General features: G+C 61.8%; 15 protein-coding genes. 8 read left to right on the top strand and 7 right to left on the bottom strand.

Annotation, left to right across the window (positions count from 1 at the left end; all coding sequences use genetic code 11):
* Positions 1 to 147 precede the first annotated feature (147 nt).
* A complete protein-coding gene (locus tag HYN24_RS05170; protein ID WP_117608263.1) occupies positions 148 to 1470 on the bottom strand; it encodes an IS4 family transposase in 1323 nt (440 codons plus the stop codon).
* Positions 1471 to 1630: 160 nt separating this feature from the next.
* On the bottom strand, positions 1631 to 2176 hold the full coding sequence (orn, locus tag HYN24_RS05165; protein WP_117610213.1) for an oligoribonuclease: 546 nt from the start codon (positions 2174 to 2176) through the stop codon (positions 1631 to 1633).
* Between the two features lie 56 nt (positions 2177 to 2232).
* Between orn and HYN24_RS05160 the strand changes: the two genes are divergently transcribed.
* From HYN24_RS05160 to HYN24_RS05135, 6 genes are all read left to right on the top strand, one after another.
* The gene (locus tag HYN24_RS05160) at positions 2233 to 3483 is read left to right on the top strand and encodes a M48 family metallopeptidase (protein WP_117608262.1); all 1251 of its coding nucleotides are present in this window, start codon (positions 2233 to 2235) and stop codon (positions 3481 to 3483) included.
* Positions 3480 to 3791 carry a cytochrome c gene (locus HYN24_RS05155; protein ID WP_117608261.1) on the top strand — a complete coding sequence of 104 codons (312 nt, stop codon included), beginning with the start codon at positions 3480 to 3482 and terminating at the stop codon, positions 3789 to 3791. The genes HYN24_RS05160 and HYN24_RS05155 overlap by 4 nt, the downstream gene beginning before the upstream one ends.
* 48 nt (positions 3792 to 3839) lie before the next feature.
* Positions 3840 to 4706: a ribosome small subunit-dependent GTPase A gene (rsgA, locus tag HYN24_RS05150; RefSeq protein WP_117608260.1), complete on the top strand. Its 867-nt coding sequence runs from the start codon at positions 3840 to 3842 to the stop codon at positions 4704 to 4706.
* A gap of 115 nt (positions 4707 to 4821) precedes the next feature.
* Complete coding sequence (locus HYN24_RS05145; protein ID WP_117608259.1) at positions 4822 to 5907, top strand: two-component system response regulator; 1086 nt, start codon at positions 4822 to 4824, stop codon at positions 5905 to 5907.
* 3 nt (positions 5908 to 5910) lie between these two features.
* A complete protein-coding gene (locus HYN24_RS05140; RefSeq protein WP_117608258.1) occupies positions 5911 to 9351 on the top strand; it encodes a PAS domain S-box protein in 3441 nt (1146 codons plus the stop codon).
* On the top strand, positions 9348 to 14045 hold the full coding sequence (locus HYN24_RS05135; RefSeq protein WP_162888596.1) for a PAS domain-containing protein: 4698 nt from the start codon (positions 9348 to 9350) through the stop codon (positions 14043 to 14045). Before HYN24_RS05140 ends, HYN24_RS05135 begins: the two co-directional genes overlap by 4 nt.
* Here the strand turns inward: HYN24_RS05135 and HYN24_RS05130 are convergent.
* The 5 genes from HYN24_RS05130 to HYN24_RS05110 form a co-directional block, all read right to left on the bottom strand.
* Positions 14042 to 15268, bottom strand: a complete 1227-nt coding sequence (locus HYN24_RS05130) for a TIGR03862 family flavoprotein (protein WP_117608256.1) — start codon at positions 15266 to 15268, stop codon at positions 14042 to 14044. The two genes, HYN24_RS05135 and HYN24_RS05130, sit on opposite strands and share 4 nt — an antisense overlap.
* A complete protein-coding gene (locus HYN24_RS05125; RefSeq protein WP_117608255.1) occupies positions 15268 to 16260 on the bottom strand; it encodes a transglutaminase family protein in 993 nt (330 codons plus the stop codon). Before HYN24_RS05125 ends, HYN24_RS05130 begins: the two co-directional genes overlap by 1 nt.
* 2 nt (positions 16261 to 16262) lie before the next feature.
* Positions 16263 to 18782: a circularly permuted type 2 ATP-grasp protein gene (locus HYN24_RS05120; protein ID WP_117608254.1), complete on the bottom strand. Its 2520-nt coding sequence runs from the start codon at positions 18780 to 18782 to the stop codon at positions 16263 to 16265.
* A gap of 65 nt (positions 18783 to 18847) precedes the next feature.
* The gene (locus tag HYN24_RS05115) at positions 18848 to 22231 is read right to left on the bottom strand and encodes a DUF2126 domain-containing protein (RefSeq protein WP_117608253.1); all 3384 of its coding nucleotides are present in this window, start codon (positions 22229 to 22231) and stop codon (positions 18848 to 18850) included.
* Between the two features lie 169 nt (positions 22232 to 22400).
* Entirely contained in the window at positions 22401 to 22823 is a 423-nt protein-coding gene (locus HYN24_RS05110) for a VOC family protein (protein ID WP_117610212.1), read from the bottom strand.
* Between the two features lie 292 nt (positions 22824 to 23115).
* On the opposite strand from HYN24_RS05110, the gene HYN24_RS05105 reads away from it, so the two are divergent.
* Positions 23116 to 24609 carry a TolC family protein gene (locus HYN24_RS05105; RefSeq protein ID WP_240327737.1) on the top strand — a complete coding sequence of 498 codons (1494 nt, stop codon included), beginning with the start codon at positions 23116 to 23118 and terminating at the stop codon, positions 24607 to 24609.
* 1 nt (position 24610) lies between these two features.
* Positions 24611 to 25441: an efflux RND transporter periplasmic adaptor subunit gene (locus tag HYN24_RS05100; protein WP_205421445.1), complete on the top strand. Its 831-nt coding sequence runs from the start codon at positions 24611 to 24613 to the stop codon at positions 25439 to 25441.
* The last annotated feature ends 21 nt before the right edge of the window (positions 25442 to 25462 follow it).

Here is a 25462-nt window from a genome sequence, read left to right as displayed (position 1 = left end):
GAAGCTGTCATTTACCGTCTCAGAATGGCAATGGCCGGTCTGCACACAGAACCGGCCATTTTTCATTGAGTTCACCACCGGCCGCTTTGGCCGAACAGCCGAATACCAAAAACACAAAGCCCGGCAAATGCCGGTAATGCCGTTCAGTTAAGGATCTTTTTTCAGATATTTAGCGGGATAGCGATTTGGCAGGGCTTTAACGACACGGGGGCATTGACGCCCCCGTCGTTTTTCCACGATGGCGAACTGAAGCTGTATGCGTAAGCGCAGCAGATGTGCAGGTAGTTTTCCTGGCGCCATCCCGGCAGCCCAGATCATTTCACTTTGCAGGATGTGCAAGGCGCGTAGGAAGCTGAGGCCCGTCGGTTCCACCTTGGCCTGAATGGCCGCCTTGGCCATTTCCAGACGGACGAGATTGTAAGCAATCAAAGCGCCCCAGACTTCTTGTTCAACCCCTGACGGTTGCTGGCTACGAAAGGTCAGCGCCGTGCCGAGCATGGACTGTTTGAGTTCGCGATAACTGGTCTCTATTTCCCAGCGCCGACGATAGCACTCGGCCAAATCTGTTGCCTTGAAGCGGCGTCGGTCCAGCAGGGAGGTGAGCAGAACCCGTACCTTGCCATTCGCCGAAACGATACGGATCGCACGCGCTGTCCAGTATTCGGGCAGCGATGGAGCTTGGGTTCGGGCCTGCGGCGACACCCGCATACGCACAACGCCATCCTCCGCCGTCCCGGATAGTAATTCCCACTTCGTATTGGATTTGGCGGGAATCAGGTAGTGCCGCGCTTCTCCTGCCAAACTAAGGCCCAAGAGGATTTCTGCGCTGAGAAAGCCGCGATCAAAAATGGTCAGAGAATGATCGGCGATGCGCTCGACCAAGGTCTTGGCGTACAACATCTCGTTCTGGCCGTACTGCCCGAAGGCCATATCGGCGACCAGATGCGTCGGAATAGCCGTGATGCTCACGGCCCGAACCTGCGGATAGCTGGCCACCTTGCCACTGGCGTACGACTGGGCTCCGAAATGTGCCCGGTTCTCGGCACTGTCTGGCACGCGAAAGGTGGTGCCATCCATGGCCCACAGAGAGAGCCCTTTCCAGGCATGCCGCTCGGCGTCTTGGGCACACCAGACACTGGCTGTTTGGCTGAACAAATCTTCCATCGGCGCCACACCCAAACGTTGTCTGGCCTGCGTCACCGCACTCTTGCTGACGGCCGACTCCTCCGACGAGGGGAGCGCCAAATCCAGCGTCGCCAATACTTCAGGCATCGATTGGTGTCTATACAGCGCCAGGGCAATTACCAGCCATACAACTTGTTCGGCAGGAAGTCGCCGTCGCCGGATACTGGCCGTTCCCGTCGCCTTGAGCGCCTGTTCAATCCACGCCAGCGGCAAATGTTCAGCCAGCCGGTCAAGTCCGGCTACTGGCAGAACATCCGTCGTTGCGTGAAGTTGGCTCGATAGCATCGAGCCAGAAGTTAACAGCCTTAGCTAATGTTTACAATAGCTTGCGTACAAAATAAAAATGCCGTTCAGGCTTAACTGAACGGCATTACGGCAAATGCCGGGCTTTGTTCACCTACGTGCGACAGGCTATTTAACGCCAGATCACCAAGACATTGCGCGATCAGCCCTTGAGGAAATGCTCGCGGTAATACTTCATTTCGTCGATGGACTCGTAGATGTCGGCCAGCGCGGTGTGCTTGCTCTTCTTCTTGAAACCCTTGTAGATCTCCGGTTGCCAGCGCTTGCACAGTTCCTTTAGGGTACTGACATCAAGGTTGCGGTAATGGAAGAAGGCTTCCAGCGTCGGCATGTAGCGGGCCATGAAGCGGCGATCCTGACCAATTGAATTGCCGCACATGGGCGAATGACCGGCCAGCGAGTATTTCTTGAGGAATTCCAGCGCTTCGGCTTCGACCTTGGCTTCGTCCATTGCCGATGCCTTGACCTTGTCGATCAGGCCAGAACGTCCGTGGGTTTTCTGGTTCCAGTCATCCATGCCGGCCAGCGTCTCGTCCGACTGATGGACAACCCAGGCGGGCGATTCGGCGACCATTTCCAGCTCGGAATTGGTCACCACCATGGCCATTTCGATGATGCGGTCGCCGTCCGGGTTCAAGCCGGTCATTTCCATGTCCAGCCAGACGAGGTTGTTTGCATTGCCTGCCATATAATTGCCCGAATCCTTGAAAACCGCGATTTTCGCACAGCTTTGGCCCCTCATTCGTGACTCCTGATTTCACCCTGATTTTTCTTGTTTTTTTCACCCTGACCCTGGTCACCCGGCTATGGCTGAAGATGCGCCACATCCGTTGCGTCGCAACGCACCGCAGCGCCGTACCGGCCGAATTTACCGAACGCATCACTCTGCCTGACCATCAGAAAGCCGCCGATTACACCATCGACCGCAGCCGGACAGCGATCGCCGGTCTGTTCATCGAGTCCCTGCTGCTCCTTGCCCTGACCCTCGGTGGTGGCCTCGCCGCCCTGCACGAGTTCTGGTCGCTCCGGCTCGACGGCCTGCCCTATGGTCTGGCGATGATTTTCAGCTTGACCTTCATTTCCGGCCTGGTCGACCTGCCGCTGTCGCTCTACAGCCAGTTCGTCATCGAGGCGCGGCATGGCTTCAACCGCATGACTGCGGGCCTGTTCTTCGCCGATTTGCTCAAGCAGACCCTCCTCGGACTGGTCATCGGCGCCCCGGTGATTGCCGCCGTACTCTGGCTGATGGGCGCCATGGGTCAATACTGGTGGCTGTACGTCTGGCTGTTCTGGAGCGGTTTCAACCTGCTCATCATGTTCATCTACCCGACCTGGATCGCGCCGCTTTTCAACAAGTTCTCACCGCTCGACGATGGCGAGATGAAAACGCGCATCGAAGCCCTGCTCATCCGCTGTGGCTTCCGCTCGTCCGGCCTCTTCGTCATGGATGGCTCGAAGCGTTCCAGCCATGGCAACGCCTATTTCACAGGTTTCGGCAATAACAAGCGCATCGTCTTCTTCGACACGCTGCTCTCCCGCCTCGCGCCGACCGAAGTCGAAGCCGTGCTGGCCCATGAACTCGGCCATTTCCGCAAGAAACATGTGGCCAAGCGCATGGTCCTGATGTTTGCCGGTTCGCTCGCTTTCCTCTGGCTGCTCGGTCAGTTGATCGATGCGCCATGGTTCTACGCCGGGCTCGGCGTGCCGGCCCAGAACACAACACTGGCGCTGATCCTCTTCTTCCTGGTCATGCCGGTGTTCACCTTTCCGTTAACACCGCTGATGAGCCAGCTATCACGCCGCCACGAATTCGAGGCCGATGCCTACGCCGCCCAGCATGCCGCCGCCAGCGACCTCATCCACGCTCTGGTCAAGCTTTATCAGGACAATGCTTCTACCCTGACCCCCGACCCGCTACACTCGCTGTTCCACGACTCTCACCCGCCGGCTGCCCAGCGCATCGCGCACCTGCAACTTCAGGAGAAACCTGCATGAAAACGACCATCTCGCTTCTCATTGCCGCCCTGATTGCCGGACCGGCACTGGCCGAACCCTGGGGCAGCGCCGACCCCAAAGCAGGTCACGAACACCATGAAAAAGCCTGTGTCGCATGCCACGTTCGCCTCTACGGTGGCGATGGCAGCAAGATGTATACTCGTGAAGGTCGCCTCCTGATGACCCAGCTCGATGTCCTGCAACGCGTCGCCACCTGCAATTCGCAGGTCCGGGCCGGCTGGTTCCCGGAGGAAGAAGCCGAAGTCGCCGCCTATCTGAACCAGCAATACTACCGTTTCAAGGACTAGCCTCGTGCTCACTACCTGCCGCCCGACCCCATCCGTGAACACCGCCTGATGGAAGGCCGTGTCATTGCCGCGCACGGCCGCCAGTATGTCGTCGAACTGGCCGATGGTTCCCGCCTGCCCTGTTTCCCGCGCGGCAAGAAAAGCGAGATCGCCTGCGGTGACCGCGTCGACATCAAGCAGACTTCCGATGACCAGGGCGTCATTGAAGCGATCCAGCCACGTACCAGCCTGCTCTACCGCTCCAACGAAATCCGCCAGAAACTGATCGCCGCCAATGTCGATCAACTGGTCATTGTCGTCGCCACCGAACCGGCCTTTTCCGACGAACTGATCATCCGCGCCCTGGTTGCCGCCGAGAGCGAGGACATCAAACCGCTCATCATTCTCAACAAGTGCGACCTGACCGACAAGTTGCCCGCCGCCCGCCAGCGTCTGGCCGCACTAGCCGCCCTCGGCTATCGCATTCTCGAACTCTCGGCCCTCGACCAGGCGGAAAATCTCCGCCCCTACCTGGCCAACCAGACCAGCGTCCTGGTCGGCCAGTCGGGCATGGGCAAGTCCACCCTGGTCAATGCCCTGATTCCCGAAGCCCGCGCCGCCACTCGTGAAATTTCGCAGGCCCTCGACTCCGGCAAGCACACAACAACGCACGCCACGCTCTACCATCTTGATGCCAACAGTCACCTGATCGACTCACCGGGCTTGCAGGAATTCGGCCTGGGACATCTTGGCCGCCATGAAATTGAAGCCGCTTTCCCCGAATTTCGCCCCTATCTCGGGCAGTGCCGCTTTCGTGACTGCCAGCACAACCGGGAGCCGAACTGCGCCCTGATTGCCGCCCTCGAGGCAGAACAAATCGACAAGACCCGCTTTGCGATCTTTCACCGCATCGCCGGAACTCAGCGTACCGCCTGACGCCTAATTCGTAACCACCAGACCGACGCCCCTACGGGTTTACCGCGGTAGCATTTTCATCGCCAAAAGGTGATAATTCTGTGAAATTCGCCACAAGCGACTGGAGACGAAAAAAATGAGCCGAAATCCGGCAACCATCCTCATTGTCGACGACACCCCGGAGAACCTCAGTGTCCTCGGCGAACTGCTGCAGCCCGCGTATCGGGTACGCGCCGCCAACTCCGGCCGGCGCGCCCTGCAGATTGCCCTTGGCAGCCCAACCCCCGATCTCATCCTGCTCGACGTCATGATGCCGGATATGGATGGTTACGATGTCCTCGCCGAATTGCGGGCAGCGCCGAGCACGCGGAATATTCCGGTCATATTCGTCACGGCGATGGACGGAACGGATGATGAAGAACGCGGCCTTGACCGCGGCGCCGTCGATTACATCACCAAACCGATCCGCCCCGCCATTGTCCTCGCCCGCATCCGCACCCAGCTCGAACTCAAGCAGGCACGCGATATCCTGACCAACCAGAACGCCTATCTCGAAGCCGAAGTAGCCCGCCGCATGGGCGAAAATCAGCTGATCCAGGAAGTCAGCATCCACGCCCTGGCCCGTCTGGCTGAAACGCGCGACCCGGAAACCGGCAAGCACCTGCGCCGTACCCAGGAATACGTACTGACGCTGGCCCGGGCGCTGCGCGAACACCCGCGCTTTGCCGGCTATCTCGACGAACGGACGATCAATGCCATCGCCCAGTCCGCCCCCCTGCACGACATCGGCAAGGTCGGCATTCCCGACCACATACTGCTCAAGCCCGGCAAACTGACGCCGGAAGAGTGGGAAATCATGAAGACCCATTCCGAACTCGGCAGCAAGGCCATCGGGCAGGCCGAAAGCGATGCCGACAAGCCGGTCGAGTTTCTCGCCATCGCCAAGCTGATTGCCCATTCCCACCACGAAAAATGGGATGGCAGCGGCTACCCCGACGGTCTGGCCGGCGATCACATCCCGATTGCCGCCCGCCTGATGGCGCTGGCCGACGTCTTCGACGCCCTGACCTGCAAGCGCGTCTATAAATCGGCTTTCTCACTCGATGACGCCTACGGCATCATCGTTGAAGGCAGCGGGTCGCATTTCGACCCGGACATCGTTGAGGCTTTTGTCCGGGAATATCCAAGCTTCACGGCGATTGCCCAGTCCTACGCCGAATAGACCATGTCCGCAGACCCCCTCCGTCATCATAGGAAGGCTCTTTACGGGGCGATTGCCCAGGTTGTCCTGCCCTATGTCGCGCTGGCCGCGCTATGGATTCTCATATCCGATCAACTGGTCGCCAGTCTGATTGAAGATCCGGTGAGACGGGTCACCGCCAGCATGATTAAAGGCTGGCTGTTTGTCGCCATCACCGCCGGACTACTGATGGTCCTGCTCCATCGCGTATTACGCGAAAGCCTGTCGCGCCAGACGATGGCCGAAGAGGCCCAGACAGCACTCGAGCAGGAACGCAGCCAGCTACGAAGCCTGGTCGACACCATTCCCGATCTCGTCTGGCTGAAAGACACTGATGGCGTTTACCTCAGTTGCAACAAGCGTTTCGAACAGTTTTTCGGGGCCAACGAAGCGACTATCCAGGGCAAGACCGATTTCGATTTTGTCGATCGTGAGTTGGCCACTTTCTTCCGCGCCAACGACCTCGCCGCACTGCAGGCCGACAGTCCGCGCCGCAACGACGAATGGGTCACCTTCGCCAGCGATGGCCACCGCGAATACCTGCAGACGACCAAGGCCCCCATCCGCGACCACACCGGAAAACTGATCGGCGTCCTCGGTATCGGTCGTGACATGACCGATACCCATGAATTGCAGGAACGCTTTGCCGTCGCCTTCAATGGCAGCCCGGCAGCCATCTCCCTGACCACCCTGGATAATGGCACCTATCTCGACGTCAACCCCCGCTACCAGGAACTGCTGGGCTGGACGCGTGAGCAACTGATTGGCCAACAGTCCACCAATCTGAGCTTATGGCCCGACCCCGAATCCCGACAGGTATGGCGCCAGAAACTGCTGGAAACCGGCTTGCTGCAGGACTACCTGACGGAATGGCGGCAAAGCGACGGAACCCCGATTGACATCAGCCTCTCGGCCGAGATCGTGCACCTGGGTGGCAACCCTTACATTCTTGCCTTTATTCTCGACATTTCCGAACGCAAGAGGGCGGCCGAGCAGATTAGCCAACTGCAGGAACGGCTGGCCATTGCCTTCCGTGCCGCGCCGGTCGCCGCCTGTATCACCCGCCTCTCCGATGGCAAGATCGTCGAGGCCAACGCCCGCCTGCTTGACGAATATGGCTGGCTCCACAGCGATCTGGTCGGCAAAACAACCCTTGAGGCCGGCCTATGGGGAAGCGCTGAAGACCGCTCCACGATGGTCGAGCTGCTGCGCCGCGATGGACGGATTACCGAGTTTCCGAGTGTTGGCGTCGGGCGCGATGGCCGCCGGCGGGAAATCAGTCTGTCTGCCGATACCGTCCAGATGGACGGCGTCCCGCATCTGGTGGTGTATATCGTCGATATTTCGGCCCGCACTGCCGCCGAACGCGCCCTGCGCGAGCGTGAAGAAATCTATCGCAGCATTGTCAGCAATGCCCATGACGGCATTTGCCTGATCGACCCGGAAACCCTGCGCTTCATCGAGGTCAACGATGGCGGCCTGCGCAGCCTGGGCTACACCCGCGAGGAATTCGCAGGAAAGACACTGACCGACATTCAGGCCGTTCTCACGGAAGCCCAGACGCACGATGCCATCACGCAAGCCCTGCAGGAAGGGACTGTGGTTATCGAGAACATGCACCGGCGCAAGGATGGCAGCATCCAGTTCGCCCGCATCTCGGCAACGGCGCTGACGGTTGGCGGCAAGCGACTGGTGAGCAGCATCTGGCAGGACATTACCGACGAAAAACTGATTGCGGCAGAACTGGCCCAGCATCGCGAACATCTTGAAGAACTGGTCGACGCGCGCACCGCCGAACTCGAGGCAGCCAGGCAGGTGGCCGAACTGGCCAGTCGTGCCAAGAGCGAGTTCCTGGCCAACATGAGCCACGAAATCCGCACCCCGATGAATGCCATCATCGGCCTTACCCATCTGGCCGAACATCATGCCCAGGACGCCGAACAGCTTGGCCGTCTCAACAAGGTAACCGACGCGGCGCATCACCTGCTGGCCATCATCAACCAGATCCTCGACATCTCGAAGATCGAAGCCGGCAAGCTCGAACTGGCCCCGGTCGACTTCATTCTCGCCCGCGTCCTCGACAACACCTGCGAACTGGTGCTCGACCGCCTCCAGTCGCGCGGCCTGACCTTCAAGCTCAGCGTCGATCCGGCCCTGCCACCGGTGCTCCATGGCGATCCCTTGCGGATTGGCCAGATCCTGCTCAACTACCTGGGCAATGCCATCAAATTTACCGAACGAGGCAGCATTTCGCTCGCTGTTGAATTGCTCATGGCCAAGGCCGAGACACTGGTCGTCCGGTTCACTGTCTCGGACACCGGCATCGGCATCCCACCCGAGCAGCAGGCCCGACTTTTCAAGGCTTTTGAACAAGCCGACAATTCAACAACGCGACGCTTCGGAGGCACCGGACTCGGCCTCGCCATTTCGCACCGTCTGGCCCATCTGATGGGTGGCGAAGCCGGCCTCACCAGCACCCCCGGCGAAGGCAGCCAATTCTGGTTCTCGGCCCGTCTTAAGGTCGGCACCACGGCTGGCGAGGCCCCCGCCATCACCTGTTCGGCCGGAGAGGCCGAACGCCTGATCCGAATACATCGCCCCAGGGCCCGCCTCCTGCTGGCCGAAGACAACCCGATCAACCAGGAAGTAGCCCTCGACCTGTTGCGTGGCATCGGCCTCGAGGTCGATCTGGCGGGCGATGGCAAAAAGGCCGTGGCGATGGCAGCCGAAACGGCCTACGACCTGATCCTGATGGACATCCAGATGCCGGTGATGGATGGTCTGGAAGCCACCCGCCAGATACGCCAGAGCGAAGGTGGTCGCCAAGTGCCGATTCTGGCGATGACCGCCAATGCCTTCGGTGAGGACCGCAAGCGCTGCCTCGAGGCAGGGATGAGTGACCACATTGCCAAGCCGGTCGACCCGGGCAGTCTCTATGCCGCCCTCATCAAGTGGCTGACGCCGGCCATCGTCACCAGCAGCAGTCCGCGCCTGCCGACCACACCGGCAGCCACACCCGACGACGCGATGCAGGCCACACGAGCCACCCTCGAACAGATTCCCGGCCTCGATGTCGCCTATGGCCTGAGCGCACTGCGCGGCAAGCTGCCCAGTTATCTGCGTCTGCTCGGCATTTTCCTGTCCACACATGGCAAGGACATCGAAAAAATCCGGCAGGCGCTGAACAATGATGATATCGCCCAGGCCGAGCAGATCACCCACGGGCTCAAAGGCGTTTCCGGCACCCTCGGCCTGACTGGTATCTATGAGTCGGCACGTCAACTTGACGAAGCACTCCGCCAGCCCGATCTGACGCCCGAGGCTGCCCGGCTTCTGGCCGAATGGCCGGCACTGAGCGAACGCCTCCAGACGACCTGCGACGCCCTCGCGGCAACGCTTCCGCCACCGCCTACGGAACCCGAATGAGCCCGACGCCGACGGTGACGCTACGCGACATCATGACCAGCACAGTGAGCAGGCTGCCGCCTGACGCCACATTGCTTGAGGCAGCACGGTTGATGGCTGGGGAACACATTTCCAGCCTGCTCGTCATGGACGACCAGACGGCCCTCGGCATCGTCACCGAAAGCAACATCCTGAGCGCACTGCAGGCGCACCCGTCGGCAGATGTCCGGATCGACGCCATCATGTCGCATCCCCTGATTACCGCCCCGGCCGATCTCGACCTGGAACAGGCTCGCCGCCTGGTTGAGGCCGAGGGCATCCACCACCTGGTGGTTACCGACGCCTCGGGCCGGGTCTGCGGCATTGTCAGTGACACCGATTTCCGTCTGCGCCTGGTCAGCGAGACCGTGGACAACCTGCGTACCCTGGAAGGCATCCTCGACCGGAACATCCCCAACCTGCCGCCCGAAGCGACGCTGGGCGATGCCATGGCGAGCATGATCGGGCATGGTGCCGACTACCTGATCGTCAGCCAGAATGGCCGCCCGGCCGGCATCATTACCGAACGCGACATTCCCCGACTGATCAGCACCGCGGCCCAGCCGCAGGCCCTCACCCTCGGTCAGGCGATGAGCGCCCCCCTGCACAGCATTGATGCCACGGCGACAATGAGCGTCGCACTGGAAAAAATGAACCGCTTGCGCCTCCGGCACATGCTGGTTCTTGCCAGTGACGGCAGGGCGCTTGGCGTTATCAGCCAACGCCGTCTGTTCGAACAGATCGCAATCGAACGCCATGAAAGCGCCAGGCAGCACGCCCGTCTTGAGCGTGAGCAGACACGCCTGGAAGCCTACCTGCGACTGGCGCTCAACAGTGCCGCGGGGAGTTGGGAATATCACCGGGAGACCGGCCGCCTGATCGCCAGCGACGGGCTTCTCGCCATGCTGGGTCTGGTCCGGGAGGGTGCGCCGGCAACCCGGAGCGAATGGATGGCGCGCATTCATCCCGACGACCAGCATCTGCTGATGCCCGACAGCGGCCACCAAAATAACCCGGACGGCACATCGCGAATCATCGAATACCGCATCCTCCACAACGATGGACACTGGCTCTGGGTCGAGGATCGCAGCTGCGTCGTCGAAGCCGGATCAGCCGAAGGTGACCCGCTACGGGTCGGCGTAGTCAGCGACATTTCCGACCAGCGCGGTGCCCGCCGGCAGATCAGCCGCCAGAACCGCGCCCTGCGCATGATGAGCGGCGTCGCCCAGGCTCTGGTGCGACACAAGGACGAAAAGGAGATGCTGACGGAAATCTGCACCGTCGTCGTCGAGGTCGGTGACTACCAGATGGCCTGGATTGGCGAGGTTGTGCATGACGCCAGGAAGAGCATTGTTCCAGTCGCCTTTTCTGGAATGGCCGATGACTACCTGCATCAACTTGAGGTCACCTGGGACGACACCCCGAATGGTCATGGCCCAAGCGGCCGGGCCATTCGCAGCGGCGTCCCGGCCATCGTCCGCAACATCGAGGCCGACCCGAACTACCAGCCATGGCGCGATGGCGCCCGGCAGCAGGGATTTCATTCGGCCATTTCGCTCCCCTTGCGGTTAGATGGCCGCATCGTCAGCATTCTCAATCTCTATTCCGCAAGCATTGATCCTTTCGACGACGAAGAAATCAACCTGCTCGGCAATCTCGCCGGTGAACTCGGCCTCGGCATGAGCATGCATCGCTCGCGAAAAACGCTGGCACAAAGCGAGTCGATGCTGCTTCAGGCCCAGCGCCTGGCCCGCCTCGGCCACTTCACCTTCGATGCGGCCATTGACAGCCTGAGCGGATCGCCGACTCACAACGAAATATTCGGTCTGGCCCCGGAAGAACGCCTGGACACCGAGGGTTGGCGGCAACTGATCCACCCCGACGACCGGCAGCGAATGAGCGACTACTCACGCGATCACGTCTTTCGCGGCGGTCAGCCTTTCGACAACGAATATCGGGTAATCCGCGGCAACGATGGTGAGGAGCGCTGGATACACACCGTCGGCCAGGTCGTCTATGGCAGTGAGCACCGGGTCAGCCAGCTCTTCGGCACGAGCCAGGACATCACCGAACGCAAGCAGTTCGAGCAGCGCCTGCGCCAGAGCGAGGCGGCCTTGCAGGAAGCCCAGTCGGTCGCCCATCTCGGCAGTTGGCGGCTTGACATCGTCAACGACCGACTTGACTGGAGCGCCGAGGTTTACGCAATTTTCGGCCTGCCCGACAATCACGTACGGCGCCTCACCGACTTTGTCGAACTGATACACCCGGATGACCGCCAGCGCGTCCTCACCGACTGGCAGACCGCCCTCACCGGCACGGCCTACGACAGCGAACATCGCATCATTCGTCAGGGTCAGACACGCTGGGTGCGGGAACGGGCCCATATCCATTTTGATGCTTCAGGCCATGCCATTTCGGCCGTCGGTACGGTACAGGACGTGACTGAACGGCATGAGGTCGAGCAGCAGTTGCGCAAGCTGTCGCTGGCAATCGAGCAGAACCCGCATAGCATCCTGATCACCAATACCCGGGCCGAGATCGAATACGTCAACAATGCCTTTGTCCGCAATACCGGCTATTCCCGCGAAGAAGCCATCGGCAACAATCCCCGCATGCTGCACTCGCAACTGACCGGCACGGACACCTATGCCGAACTCTGGGAAACGCTCAACCGGGGGGAAATCTGGCGCGGCGAATTTATCAATCAGCGCAAGAATGGCTCGCAGTATTCGAGCTTTGCGATCATTTCACCGGTACGCCAGCCGGATGGCCGGATTACCCACTATCTCGGCATCCAGGAAGACATCAGCGAAAAGAAACGCATTCAGTCCGAACTGGACAGCTACCGCCACCACCTCGAAGCCCTGGTCGCCGAGCGCACCGAACAGTTGATCCAGGCCAAGGAGGAAGCAGAATCGGCCAGTCATGCCAAGAGCGCTTTCCTGGCCAATATCAGCCACGAAATCCGGACCCCGATGAATGCCATCATCGGCCTCACCCACATCGCCCAGCGCAGTGCGGGTGATGCGGCGCAGCACGAACGCCTGGGCAAGGTGGCCGAGGCGGCACAACACCTGATGGGGATCATCAACGACGTCCTCGATATCTCGAAAATCGAGGCCGGCAAGCTGCAACTTGAAGAAACCAGCTTTTCGCTCAATGCCATCTGTGCCACCACCTGCGCCATGGTCGCCGATCGGGCCGAGGCCAAGAGCCTGCCAATCCAATGCACGATCGATCCGACCTTGCCGGAAAAGCTGCTGGGTGACCCGCTGCGCCTCCAGCAAATACTCCTCAACTTCCTCTCCAATGCCATCAAGTTTACAGAGCATGGCGCGATTCAGGTGCGGATGCACCTGCTGACGCGCGGCGACAACAGCGCCACCATCCGCTGCGAAGTGGCCGACACCGGCATCGGCATCGATCCGGCGACGCTCGGCAAGCTGTTCCTGCCCTTCGAGCAAGCCGACACCTCGACCACCCGCCGCTACGGCGGGACCGGTCTCGGACTGGCGATCTGCCGCCGGCTGGTCGAAGCCATGCACGGCGAGATCGGCGCCGACAGCGAGGCCGGCAGGGGAAGCACTTTCTGGTTTACCGCCCGCGTCGGTCTGATCAACGACCATAGGCCCATGCCGGCAGCCCGGGTCGCGGCAGCAAGCGGCTTTCAGCGCGGGGCGCATATTCTGCTGGCCGAAGACAATGCGATCAACGCCGAGGTCGCCAGCGAACTGTTGCAGAACGCCGGGCTGCATGTCGATATCGCCATTGATGGCAGCAAGGCCGTGGCCCTGGCCCGTCAGCGACATTACGACCTGGTCCTCATGGACATGCAGATGCCGGTCATGGACGGCCTCGAAGCAACCCGGCAAATCCGCGCCCTGCCCGGCTGGGGAAAAATCCCCATTCTGGCGATGACGGCCAATGCCTTTGACGATGACCGCGATACCTGCCTGGCCGCCGGCATGAATGACCACGTCGCCAAGCCGGTCGCCCCGCAGGTTCTTGATGCGGCGCTGGCGCGCTGGCTGCCGACGGCACCGCCCCAGGCCGCCACAGTCAGCCCGACCGCCGCCGGCGATCAAGATCTGTCGGCCATTGCCGGACTCGACAGCCAGCTGGGCCTGCGCGCCGTGCGTGGCCGGGTGGACAGTTACCGCCGCCTGCTCGGCAAGTTCTCACAAACCCACGTCGACGATTTCACCCAAATCCGCAGCCAACTGGCCGCCGGCAACCGCGACGAAGCCCGACGCCTCGCCCATTCGCTCAAAGGCGTCGCGGCGACGCTCGGTGCCACCCGCATCAATCAAACCTCGGCCGATCTGGAGATGGCGATCAAGGACGGTCATGAGATACCCGTCATCACCCGGCTTATCGACGAAACCGAACAGGCCTACACCGAACTTTTCGAGCAATTGGGCCCCTTCGTCATGCCGGCCGCAGGCAGCAGCGATACGGCCGACGCACTGGCCACCGGCGCCCTGATCGAGCGTCTGCGCCGGGAACTGCAACAGGGCGAAATGAGTGCCCAGAGGCTCGCCCGGGACCAGGCTGGAACGCTCAGGACAGTGCTCGGCGACGATTACCCAGCATTCGACAAATGCGTCGGGGCTTTCGAATTCGAAGGCGCACTGACCCTGCTCGACGCCGCCAGTCCCCTCCCCCCACCCAATTAAGCCAGGGGCTCCAACCAGCCAACGGCCCCCAGTCCCGCCACCCGGCCACTGGCCAGACAGCCGGTCAGCAGGTAGCCGCCGGTAGGCGCTTCCCAGTCGAGCATTTCACCGGCACAAAAGACACCCGGCGCGGCGCGCAACATGAGATGCTCGTCCAGCCCTTCGAAAGCGACGCCGCCAGCCGTACTGATCGCTTCATCGATCGGCCGGGTAGCCTTGACCGGCAAGGGGAGCGCCTTGATCACCGCCGCCAGAGCGGGCGCTGCATTGAGGATGTCAGGTGGACAGAATTCGCGCAGCAACCCGGCCTTGACGCCATCAATGCCGGCATGGCGGCGCAAGTGGTTGGCCAGCGAATCGCGCCCACGCGGCCGGGCCAGGTCGGCCGTCAACCGTTCGAGGCTGCGCCCGGGAGCCAGATCGAGGGTCAGCTCGGCCTTGCCGTGGCGGGCCAGCGCATCGCGCAAGGGGGCAGACAAGGCGTAGATCAGACCACCTTCGATACCGCTTGCCGTAATGTTGAATTCGCCCTGCTTTGGCGGCTGTTGCGCCCACCTGGCGGTGACTGCCTTGACCGGCGCGCCGGCAAATCGCTCGCTGAAATAAGGGCTCCAGGCGACATCGAAGCCGCAATTGGCCGGCTTCAGGGGAGCCACCGGGATACCGCGCTCACTCAGCACGGGAACCCAACTGCCGTCGGCACCAAGTTTAGCCCAGCTACCGCCGCCCAGCGCCAGAATGACGGCATCAGCCTTGAGCTCGACCGCGCCAGCCGGCGTCGCGAAGCGCAGGCTGCCATCGGCGGTCCAACCCAGCCAGCGATGCCGTACATGAAACTGCACCCCCGCGCCGCGCAGGCGATGCAGCCAGGCCCGCAGCAGGGGAGCCGCCTTCATGTCCGTGGGGAAAACCCGGCCCGAGGTGCCGACAAAGGTGTCGATACCCAGTCCATGAATCCATTCACGCAACTCGGTTGGCCCGAAAATATCGAGAAGTGGGGCGATCTGCGCGGCCCGCTCGCCATAGCGGCTGGTGAAATCCGCCAAAGGCTCCGAATGGGTGATGTTCATGCCGCCCTTGCCGGCCATCAGGAACTTGCGCCCGACCGAGGGCATGGCATCAAAAATATCAACTTTTCGGCGGCTGCCGCCCGGCGCCGCGGCGAGAACTTCTGCCGCCATCAGCCCGGCCGGCCCGCCGCCGATGATGGCGACGCGCTGCATTATTTCTTGTCCGTGTCCGTGTCCGTGTCCGCGTCGGCTGGCTTGGCGGCCGCAGCCTCTTCCGGGTCAAGCAATTCGCAGGGAATCTCTTCTTCATCGAGCGGAATCACCGTCACCGCCACGTCCGGTTCGGTGCCGCCACCGCCGAGAATGATGCCGCGCAGCGGTGAAATGTCCGAGAAGTCGCGGCCGAAGGCGAGCGTGATGTGTTCGGTATTGGGCAGCAGGTTGTTGGTCGGATCGAAATCGACCCAGTCGTTCTCACTGCCCGGCGCATAAACGGAGACCCAGGCGTGCGAAGCATCGGCACCGATCAGGCGGGGTTTGCCGGGGGGCGGCCGGGTCAGGAGGTAGCCGCTGACATAGCGGGCAGCCAGACCGAGGGCGCGCAGGCAGGCGATCATGAGGTGGGCAAAGTCCTGGCAAACGCCGCGCTTTTTTTCCAGCACTTCGAGGACCGGGGTCGACACTGTGGTGGCTTCCGGGTCGAAGGTGAATTCCTCGAAAATCTTCGCCATCAGCGCCTGTGCCCCCACCAGAACCGGGGTATCGGGCGGAAAACAGTCGGCTGCATAGGCCGCCAGTTCGTGCTTGACGCGAACATGCGGGCTTTCGAACAGGAAGCGCGTGGCATCAAGGTCGGCCGGAACAGGGTCCGTCGAATCGTAAGCCAGCCGGTCGCGCACCTGCTCCCAGGGCAACGATTCCTCGATATCCTTGGGCAGGTGTGGCTTGACGGCAACGGTCATGACCGAACGGATAAGCAACTCGTCATGCGGCACATGAAAAGCCATCCACGTCACCGGATTGCCGAAGGCGTCGCGCCCATCGCGTCGCCAGGTCGGAATGGGCAGGATGTCGATGCGCTGTTCCTCGACCAGTTGCCAGTCAAGGACACGCGGCGACAGGTGAAGCTGCTGCTGCGACAGCGAGACATTGCTGCCGTAGTCGTAACGGGTTTCGTGCAGGACGCGGTAACGGATGTATTCCATACTCAGACCGCCATGGTCTGCCGGCTGACATCGCCAACATGGGTGAAGTAGCGCATGCCGAGCGATGCGGAAAGGTGATTGGCAGCCGTATCGAGGTCTTGCAGCAAGTCGGCAAGGGCTTCGCAGTGCGAGTAATCGCTACAATCGTCGAACTGGACATGTTCCAGCCGCTTGAGATCGAAGGCCAGCAAGCGGTCGAGCGCTGCCGTCAGATCGGTATCAAAATCGGCATCCAGCTCGCGCCCCATGCGCTCGAGGTAGCGACCGAGCACGGCGGCCTGGAAAACCACACCGTGCGGGTTGCTGTCGTCGAAAACCAGCAGGTCGACCACCGGCAGCAGTTCCGGCTGGCGCGAATAGCGGGAACGATAGGTAATGATCGAATCGGACAGTTCAAGCAGCCACTCCAGCGAACCGGGGCCACGGGCCGACGGCATACGCAGGAAATGGGCCACGGTCATGGCCAGGAAGGACAGGCGTTCGAGACGCCGGCCGATAATCAGGAAGCGCCAGCCATCATCACGCGTCATGTTGTCCATGGCGAAACCGGTGAGCGACGACGAAACGCCAAGCACGCGGTCAAGGAAGGCAATCGCTTCAGTCAGTGTCGGATGCACCTTGAGCGCCGCCTGCTGGTCGCGCTGCAGGCGGTTGAGCGAATGCCAGTGGTCGAGCGACAGCCGCTCGCGGACATGCGTCGCCGACCACATCAGGGAACGGATGTTGCAGGCCAGGCTGCCCGGCTGCTCCGGATCGTAGATGGCTTCGAGCAGTTCATGCTCGCTGCCGGGCTTGATTTCGCTATCCTCATCCAACTCGGGCAGGACACCGAGCCGGCGCGCCAGATCCATCGCCGCGATGACGACATTGGTCTTCTGGCCACCACCGACGACGACGCGCGACAAGGCGACACGCAGCATGCGGGCGCTGTCGTCGAAACGTTCGGAATAACGGCCGAGCCAGAACAGGTTTTCAACCACCCGCGAGGTCAGGTTGGCACCAGCCCGTACCAGATCACGCACGCCAACCGAGGGCTTGAGCATGGAGAACTGGCTGACCGGGCCGTTGGTCAGCACCCAGGCATCCTTCGAGGCGCCGCCGCGCTGCATCGAAATGATCCGGGCGCCAGCGCCGGTGGTGACCCGGGCGAGTCCGCCCGGCATGACCGAGTAACCATCCGGCGTCGTCACCGCATAAGCACGCAGGCCAACCGGCCGGGCGAGCAGGCGGCGTTCATGGGCCTTGCTCCAGGTTGGCGCCTGCGACAGGTTGATCATTTCCTGGGCGACGTAGGCATGCGGCCGCGCTTCGATGCGCCGCAGCATGTCGGCCCGTTCCTCGCCCTTCAGTTCATTGCCGAAGACCGGCTCCATCTGCTGGGTCGGGTAGGCCGGCTTGATGACCAGGTCGTCGAAGTTTTCCTTGACGTAGTCGAGGGCGGGTTTTTCGCCGCACCACCAGGTCGCCACCGAGGGCATGGCCAGTTTTTCACCGAGCAGGTGGCGGCAAATGGCGGGCAGGAAACCCATCAGCGCCCCGGAAGCGAGGAGGCCGCTGCCCAGGGCATTGGCGATAACCACCCGACCGGCCCGCGCCACGTTGAGCAGCCCGGGAATGCCGAGGGCCGATTCGCCGCGCAGTTCGAGCGGATCGCAATAGGCATCGTCCTGGCGACGCAGGATGACGTGGACGCGCTTGAGACCGCGCAGGGTTTTCAGATAGACCGTTTCGCCGCGCACCGTCAGGTCCTGCCCCTCAACCAGTGGGAAGCCCAGATAGCGGGCCAGGTAGGCGTGTTCGAAATAGGTTTCGTTGTAGGGACCGGGGGTGAGCAGGACCATGTGCGGCTGTTCGTCACCCTCGACCGGCGCAAGCGCGGTCAGGCCATCGAGCTGGTCGCGGAAGAAGTCGGCCACATGCTGAACGCGCAGGTCGCGGAACATTTCCGGGAAAACGCGCGAGACGATGAGCCGGTTTTCCAGCGCATAACCGGCCCCCGAGGGGGCCTGCGTGCGGTCGGCAATGACCCACCAGCGGCCGTTCGGCGAACGCGCCAGATCGACGGCGTAATTGTGCAGCCAGACACCGCCCGGCGGCTTGACGCCCCGACAGGGCCACAGGTAGCCATGCTGGCCGTACACCAGGGCTGGTGGCAGCAAGCCTTCGGCAAGCAAGGTCTGCTCACCGTAGAGATCGTCTAGGATGGCGTTGAGCAGGGTGGCGCGCTGGGCGACGGCGGCCGACAACTCGGCCCACTCGTCAGGGGGGATGATCAGCGGCAATGGATCGAGCGCCCACGGCCGGTCGGCCCCGTTGGGATCGGCGTAGACGTTGTAGGTGACGCCGTTTTCCTGGATGCGCTGCTCGGAAAAGTCGAGGCGACGCCGCATTTCCTCTGGCGTCACGGCATCGAGATGGCTCAGGAACTGCTCCCAGTGCGGGCGCACCGACCCATCTGCCGCCAACATTTCGTCGTAACGACGGGGGCTATGGGGATAGATTGCAAGGAGGGTGCGCGCCATTTCGTCTTTTTCTAGCAGAAACAGGCCGCTTCCGGCCTGTTTCTGTGGTCAAACCGAGTTGATGATTAAAACCGGCGCAAGTCTAGCGTAAACGGGTGCTCGGCGCTGATCTCCGGGGCCTTGACCTGCATCTTGCCCGGCGTGTGGCCGAAGCGGAAGAAGCGGGCAAGACGGCGGCTTTCAGCCTCGAAGGCATTGACCGGGAAGGTGTCAAAACTGCGCCCGCCCGGATGCGCCACATGGTACTGGCAACCACCCAGCGAACGCTGCATCCAGGTATCGACGATGTCGAAAACCAGCGGCGCATGGACGCCGATGGTCGGGTGCAGGCAGGAGGCTGGCTGCCAGGCGCGGTAACGCACGCCGGCGACGAATTCGCCGTTGATACCGGTGTTCTGCAACGGCACCGGAACACCGTTGCAGGTCAGCACGTAACGGTCGGGGGCCATGCCCTTGATGCGGACCTGGACGCGCTCGACCGACGAATCGACGTAACGCACGGTGGTTCCGGCCCCGCCCTCCTCGCCCATGACGTGCCAGGGTTCGAGGGCGTGGCGCAGCTCGAATTCCATGCCCTTGACGGCGAAATCGCCGTATTTCGGGAAGCGGAACTCGAAATGCGGGGCAAACCATTCGGCCTTGAAGGGATAGCCGGCCTCGGCCATTTCCTGCATGACGTCCTTGAAGTCCTGCTCGGCATAGAAAGGCAGCATGAACCGGTCGTGCAACTCGGTGCCCCAACGGGCCAGGCGCGCCGGCTCGTAGGGGGTTTCCCAGAAACGGGCGATCATGGCGCGGAGCAGCAGTTGCTGGGCAAGCGACATGCGGGCATGCGGCGGCATTTCGAAGGCGCGCAGCTCAAGCAGGCCGAGGCGGCCGGTCGGGCCATCCGGCGAGTAGAGCTTGTCGATGCAGAACTCGGAGCGGTGCGTATTGCCGGTAACGTCGGTGAGCAGATTGCGCAGGATACGGTCGATCAGCCACGGCGGTACGATGCCACCCGGCTGAGGAATCTGCTTGAAGGCAATTTCCAGCTCATAGAGGCTGTCGTTACGGGCCTCATCAACGCGCGGCGCCTGGCTGGTCGGGCCGATGAACAGGCCGGAGAACAGATAGGAGAGGCTGGGGTGATTGTGCCAGTAGGCGATCAGGCTCTTGAGCAAGTCCGGCCGGCGCAGGAAGGGCGAATCGTTCGGCGTCGCACCACCAAGCACAAAGTGGTTGCCGCCACCGGTACCCGTGTGGCGACCGTCGACCATGAACTTTTCGGTGGTCAGGCGCGAGTAGTAGGCCGATTCGTAGAGGTGGGTGGTCTGGTCGACCAGTTGGTCCCAGCTCTTGGCCGGGTGGATGTTGACTTCGATGACGCCGGGGTCGGGGGTAACACGGAAGTGCGTCATGCGCGGATCGGACGGCGGCTCATAGCCTTCCATGATCACCGGCATCTTCATCTCTTCCGCTGTGGCCTCAACGGCGGCGACGATTTCGAGATAGTCGTCGAGCTTTTCGGTCGGCGGCATGAAGACGTAGAGGCGGCCATCGCGCGGCTCGGCGCACATGGCCAGACGGGTGATCCAGCCGGCCGATTCCTTGAACCGGGGCATCGTCTCGGTCGGCTTTTCCCAGGCGCGCAGCTTGCCGTCGCCGGTCGCCGCGGCGGCGGCAGAGCCGGCTACGCCCGCCCCGGCCTTGCCATGACGGGTCTGCATCTGCGGCTCACGCGCCCCGGTTTCACCGCTGACGCGGGAGCGCAGGGCAGCGTAACTGGCCAGCGGATCAGTCGCCGTTTCGGCATCCGGCACATTGACGTAGGGATAATCGCTTTGCGCCGTCCACGGTTGCGAATCGAAGGGCAGGCGGTAGCCCATCGCCGAATCACCGGGGAACAGGTAGCAACGCTCCGAGCGCAGGAACCACGGGCCGGTCTGCCACTGGTTCCAGACGTTCTTCATGATCGGCAGGACGTGGCCGACGGTGTAGGTCATGCCTTGCGTAAACACCTTCATCAGGCGCTCGCGCTCCAGGGCATCGTCGACGCGGGAATCGAAGGGATCGACGTTGCCCGGCAGGCGGCGCTCGCGCCACATGTAGTAATAGACATCCTCGAAAGCCGGGAAGACATAGTCCGAGGTCATGCCCAGACGTTCGGCCACACGCTTGAGGAAGCGCTGGGCGTGTTCACTGGTCGCACCGTAATTGACGCTCTCGTTGGCGTACAGTTCGGGCGCATTCCAGATCGGCTCGCCGTCCTTGCGCCAGAAGCAGTTGAGGCTCCAGCGCGGCAGTTGCTCGCCGGGATACCACTTGCCCTGACCGAAGTGCATGAGGCCGTTGGGGGCGTATTTGCTGCGCAGGCGATGGAAGATGTCGGCGGCGAAGATACGCTTCGTCGGGCCGAGGGCAGCGGTGTTCCACTCGGCACCATCCGGGTCGTCGACGGCAACGAAGGTCGGCTCGCCGCCCTGCGTCAGGCGCACATCGAGCTTGCCGAGGGTGTCGTCGATCTGGTGACCGAGGCCTTCGATGGCCAGCCATTGTTCGTCGGTGTACGGCTTGGTGACGCGCGGCGCTTCCCAGATGCGGGTGACCTGCATGTGGTGCGAGAACTCGGTTTCGCACTCGTCGAGGCCGCCGGTGACCGGTGCCGCCGAACCGGGTTCGGGCGTGCAGGCAAGCGGAATATGGCCTTCGCCGGCAAACAGACCGGAGGTCGGGTCGAGACCGATCCAGCCGGCGCCGGGCAGATAGACTTCACACCAGGCGTGCAGGTCGGTGAAGTCGGCTTCCGGGCCGGAGGGGCCGTCGAGCGATTTGACGTCGGCCGTCAGCTGGATCAGGTAGCCGGAGACAAACCGGGCGGCTAGCCCCAGGTGGCGCAGGATCTGGACGAGCAGCCAGGCGGAGTCGCGACAGGAACCGGAACGCTTGGTCAGCGTCTCTTCCGGCGTCTGGACGCCGGGTTCCATGCGGATGGTGTAGCTGATGGCCTTTTGCAGATCGGCATTGAGCGCAACGAGAAAATCGACGCTGCGTAGAGGCTCACGCGAAATGCCAGCCATGTACTTCTTGAGTTCCGGCGTTCCCGGCAGCTTGTGCAGATAGGGCGTCAGCTCGTGGCGCTCCCAGTCCTCGTAGGCAAAGGGAATTTTCTCGGCATGTGGCTCAAGGAAGAAGTCGAAGGGATTGATGACCGACATTTCGGCCACCATGTCCACCTCGATGCTGAACTCGCGGGTCTTCTCCGGGAAAACCAGGCGGGCCAGGTAATTGCCCTGTGGGTCCTGCTGCCAATTGACGAAATGCTTGTCCGGCCCGATCTTCAAAGAGTAGGACAGGATACGGGTGCGTGAATGGGCACAGGGACGCAGGCGAACCACCTGCGGACCGAGATTGATCAGGCGGTCATAGTTGTAACGGGTAACGTGATTCAGCGCGACATGGATCGACACAAGCTTGCTCCAGACAGAATGATTGCTAGCTTAAAAGCAAGACGCGAACCAGCTTGCAAGTCATTGTTTTTCAATAAACCAGATCTTTGCACGCACCCGATGAAAGCCTGATGACAAGCGGCGCGCGCCAAATTGGTGCATGACCGATAAACCGGCGCAGGCAGATACCTCATGGAAGTTTAACCAAGCCCTCGCCATCGAGCGGGATTAACGGGTTGAAACAGACTTCCCAGAGAAAGCCATCCGGATCAGCAAAATAGCCACGAAAGCCGCCCCAGAAAACCTTGTCAGCCGGCCGAACCAGTGTTGCACCGACCGCCACGGCCTCTTCCAGCGTGGCGATCACCGCCGCCTCCGAGTCCACGTTATGGGCCAGGGCAAAACCGGGAAAGCCGCTGCCGACTGGCGACACCGCCGCATCCTCGGCCAGCGCCTCACGCTGAAACAGGGCAAAAGCCACCGAACCCGCCTGAAAGAAGGCAACCGCCTCCTGACTGGCCGATGACTCCCGCCAGCCCAAGGCCAGGTAGAACGCCCGGCTACGGGCCAGATCGGTGACGCCGAGCGTGATGAAACTGATGGTCTGGCGCATGGGCTTTTCGCTCCGGCCTGAAAACAGCCATTTTAAACGGGCCCACTTCAAAATCAGGAGAAAGCGCAACCACCCGGCAGCAAAGATTTCGACAAATGTAGCCAAACCGTGAATTTCTCACGGTCGCCCCGAAATCGCCGTGGAACAATGGATATCAACAAAACTCTGCGCCTATTAACAGGTGCAAATTTCTTTGAAACAGGGGTGTGCTGTGAAGACTAGTCGAGGAAATCGGTCCGTATTTTTAACGGCTGCAGTAGTCATTGGGCTAAGTGCCTGCAGTACTCAGCCAGTGCCTGTAACGCGGGAAGAAATTACCGCCCAGAGCAAGCTTGACCGCGCCCAGGCGCAGCTCGGCGTTGACCCGGTCAGCAACGCCATTACGCTCGAAGAAGCGATTTCGCGAGCCCTGAAGTTCAACCTGGAGCGCCGTTCCAAGATGATGGAAGAGGCGCTGGCCCTGAAACAATACGATGTCAGCAAGTACGACATGCTGCCCAAATTCATGGCCCAGGCGGGCTATGGCTATCGCAGCAACGACCGCACCGTTTACAGCAAGGATTCCGTGACTGGCGCGCCATCCCTCGCCAACCCGGCGATTTCCAGCGAACGCGAGCATTACACCGGGGATCTCGGCCTGACCTGGAATCTACTCGACTTCGGAGTCAGTTACATCACCACCAAACAAAACGGCGATCGCGCCCTGATTGCCAGTGAGCGCCGGCGCAAGGCCATGCATTTGCTCGTTCAGGACGTGATCGGGGCCTTCTGGCGCACGGCCAGTGCCCAGAAGCTGAAGGGCCAGGTGAGGAGCGCCATTGTTTCGGCTGAAGGCGCCCTCGCCGACTCCCGCAAGACCGAGCAGGAAGGCTTGCGCTCGCCGATTGAGGCGCTCAAGTATCAGCGCCAGTTGCTGGAAAACCTGAAACTGCTCGAAGGTGTGGACCAGGAACTCGCATCAGCCCGCATTGAACTGGCCAACATGCTCAATGTACCGCTGGCGGTCGACCTCAAGGTCATCGAGCCAAAAGAAAACCTGGCCACCAAAGTGATGGCCCTGCCCATCGAACAGCTCGAAGAAGTCGCTGTGATGCAGAACGCTGATTTGCGCGAGCACTACTACAACTCGCGCATCGCCGCCGAAGAAGGCAAGAAGGTCATCCTCCGACTGTTCCCTTCCCTGTCGTTCAGCTACGCCGGAAAATATGACAGTGACCGCTACCTCATTCACAACAACTGGAATGAGGCCGGTGCGCAGATTTCATTCAACCTCTTCAATCTGCTTTCGGCACCGGCCCAGTCTCGCCTGGCCGAAGCCGGGGTAGCCCTGGCTGACCAGCGCCGCATCGCCACCCAAATGGCCATCCTGGCCCAACTGCACGTGGCTCGCCTGCAATACGCCTTCGCCATTCAGCAATTCAATCGGGCCGATGCGATCTGGGTGGTCGACGACAAGATCAACATGCACACCGCCAATCGCGAAAAGGCTCAGGCGCAAAGCCGTCTGGAAGCGGTTGCCAACAACACGGCGGCCATTCTCAGCCTGTTGCGTCGCTACCAGGCGCTGTCGCAAGTCCATGCCGCTTCTGGAAAGCTGCAGGCAACCTTGGGCATGGAGCCTGAAATCGGCAGCGTTCGCGAGCTTTCTCTGGCCGAACTGACCGCCGCAGTCGGTGGTGCCATGAAGAACTGGCAGGCCGGCACGCTGCCCGAGCTGCCGAAGTTTCCCTTGCCGCTTGAAACGGCGACCCCCACCCCGGCCCCGGCCGCCACCACGCAGAACTGACATGATGCCCGGATACCTCCTCATCCTCGGCGCACTGGTCGGACTGCCGGCCATCGCCGGCGAACCGGCCAGACCGGCCGCTGTCTTGCCGACCCCATCGGCAGCTGTCGCCCCTGCGCCGGCAGCTGCACAGCCGGCAGCAGCAGCGACCAAACAGGCCGAGCGGCAGGAGATCCGGGCTCAGTTGTCGCCCCGCCGTTACACCACCCTCGCTGCCGAAATCGGCGCCAAGGTGAATCGCCTGCCCATCCCCGAAGGCGGCTCCTTCAAGCAGGGACAGCAACTGGTCGCCTTCGACTGCTCCGTCCAGCAGGCACAGCTCAATAAGGCTCGGGCCGCGCTTTTCGGTGCCGACAAAACCTATTCTGCCAACAAGCGCCTGGTCGAACTCGGCTCGGTCGGCAAGGTGGAAATGGATGTTTCAGCCGCTGAAGTCGGCAAGAATCGCGCTGAAGTCGAATCGATGGCCGCCATTCTCGCCAAGTGCAATGTCGGCGCCCCCTTCGCCGGCCGCGTTGCCGAGCAGAAAGTCCGCGAACAGCAGTACGTTCAGCCTGGCCAGGCCCTGCTCGAAATCATCGACGACAGCGTCCTCGAGCTTGAATTCATCGCCCCTTCCCGCTGGCTGGCCTGGCTGAAGATGGGCCATGGCTTCCAGGTCAAGATAGACGAGACCAACAAGAGCTATCCGGCCAAGGTCCTGCGTATCGGCGCCAAGGTCGACCCGGTCAGCCAGTCAGTCAAGATCGCCGCCGCCATCGACGGCAAGTTTCCCGAACTCATTGCAGGCATGAGCGGCAAAGTACTGCTCGCTCCTCCCCCCGGCCAATAAGGCCATCGTTCCAAAGAGGCA

This window comes from Dechloromonas sp. HYN0024, from assembly GCF_003441615.1.
Classification (GTDB): domain Bacteria; phylum Pseudomonadota; class Gammaproteobacteria; order Burkholderiales; family Rhodocyclaceae; genus Azonexus.
The sequence above is the reverse complement of the archived record's forward strand: the minus strand, read 5'-3'. Positions and strand labels throughout refer to the sequence as shown.

What these genes read in the sequence shown, in the direction of transcription:
- HYN24_RS05170 (WP_117608263.1), bottom strand. Translation starts at nt 1,470, where the DNA reads ATGCTATCGAGCCAACTTCACGCAACGACGGATGTTCTGCCAGTAGCC.
- orn (WP_117610213.1), bottom strand. Translation starts at nt 2,176, where the DNA reads ATGGCAGGCAATGCAAACAACCTCGTCTGGCTGGACATGGAAATGACC.
- HYN24_RS05155 (WP_117608261.1), top strand. Translation starts at nt 3,480, where the DNA reads ATGAAAACGACCATCTCGCTTCTCATTGCCGCCCTGATTGCCGGACCG.
- rsgA (WP_117608260.1), top strand. Translation starts at nt 3,840, where the DNA reads ATGGAAGGCCGTGTCATTGCCGCGCACGGCCGCCAGTATGTCGTCGAA.
- HYN24_RS05145 (WP_117608259.1), top strand. Translation starts at nt 4,822, where the DNA reads ATGAGCCGAAATCCGGCAACCATCCTCATTGTCGACGACACCCCGGAG.
- HYN24_RS05140 (WP_117608258.1), top strand. Translation starts at nt 5,911, where the DNA reads ATGTCCGCAGACCCCCTCCGTCATCATAGGAAGGCTCTTTACGGGGCG.
- HYN24_RS05135 (WP_162888596.1), top strand. Translation starts at nt 9,348, where the DNA reads ATGAGCCCGACGCCGACGGTGACGCTACGCGACATCATGACCAGCACA.
- HYN24_RS05130 (WP_117608256.1), bottom strand. Translation starts at nt 15,268, where the DNA reads ATGCAGCGCGTCGCCATCATCGGCGGCGGGCCGGCCGGGCTGATGGCG.
- HYN24_RS05125 (WP_117608255.1), bottom strand. Translation starts at nt 16,260, where the DNA reads ATGGAATACATCCGTTACCGCGTCCTGCACGAAACCCGTTACGACTAC.
- HYN24_RS05120 (WP_117608254.1), bottom strand. Translation starts at nt 18,782, where the DNA reads ATGGCGCGCACCCTCCTTGCAATCTATCCCCATAGCCCCCGTCGTTAC.
- HYN24_RS05110 (WP_117610212.1), bottom strand. Translation starts at nt 22,823, where the DNA reads ATGCGCCAGACCATCAGTTTCATCACGCTCGGCGTCACCGATCTGGCC.
- HYN24_RS05100 (WP_205421445.1), top strand. Translation starts at nt 24,611, where the DNA reads ATGATGCCCGGATACCTCCTCATCCTCGGCGCACTGGTCGGACTGCCG.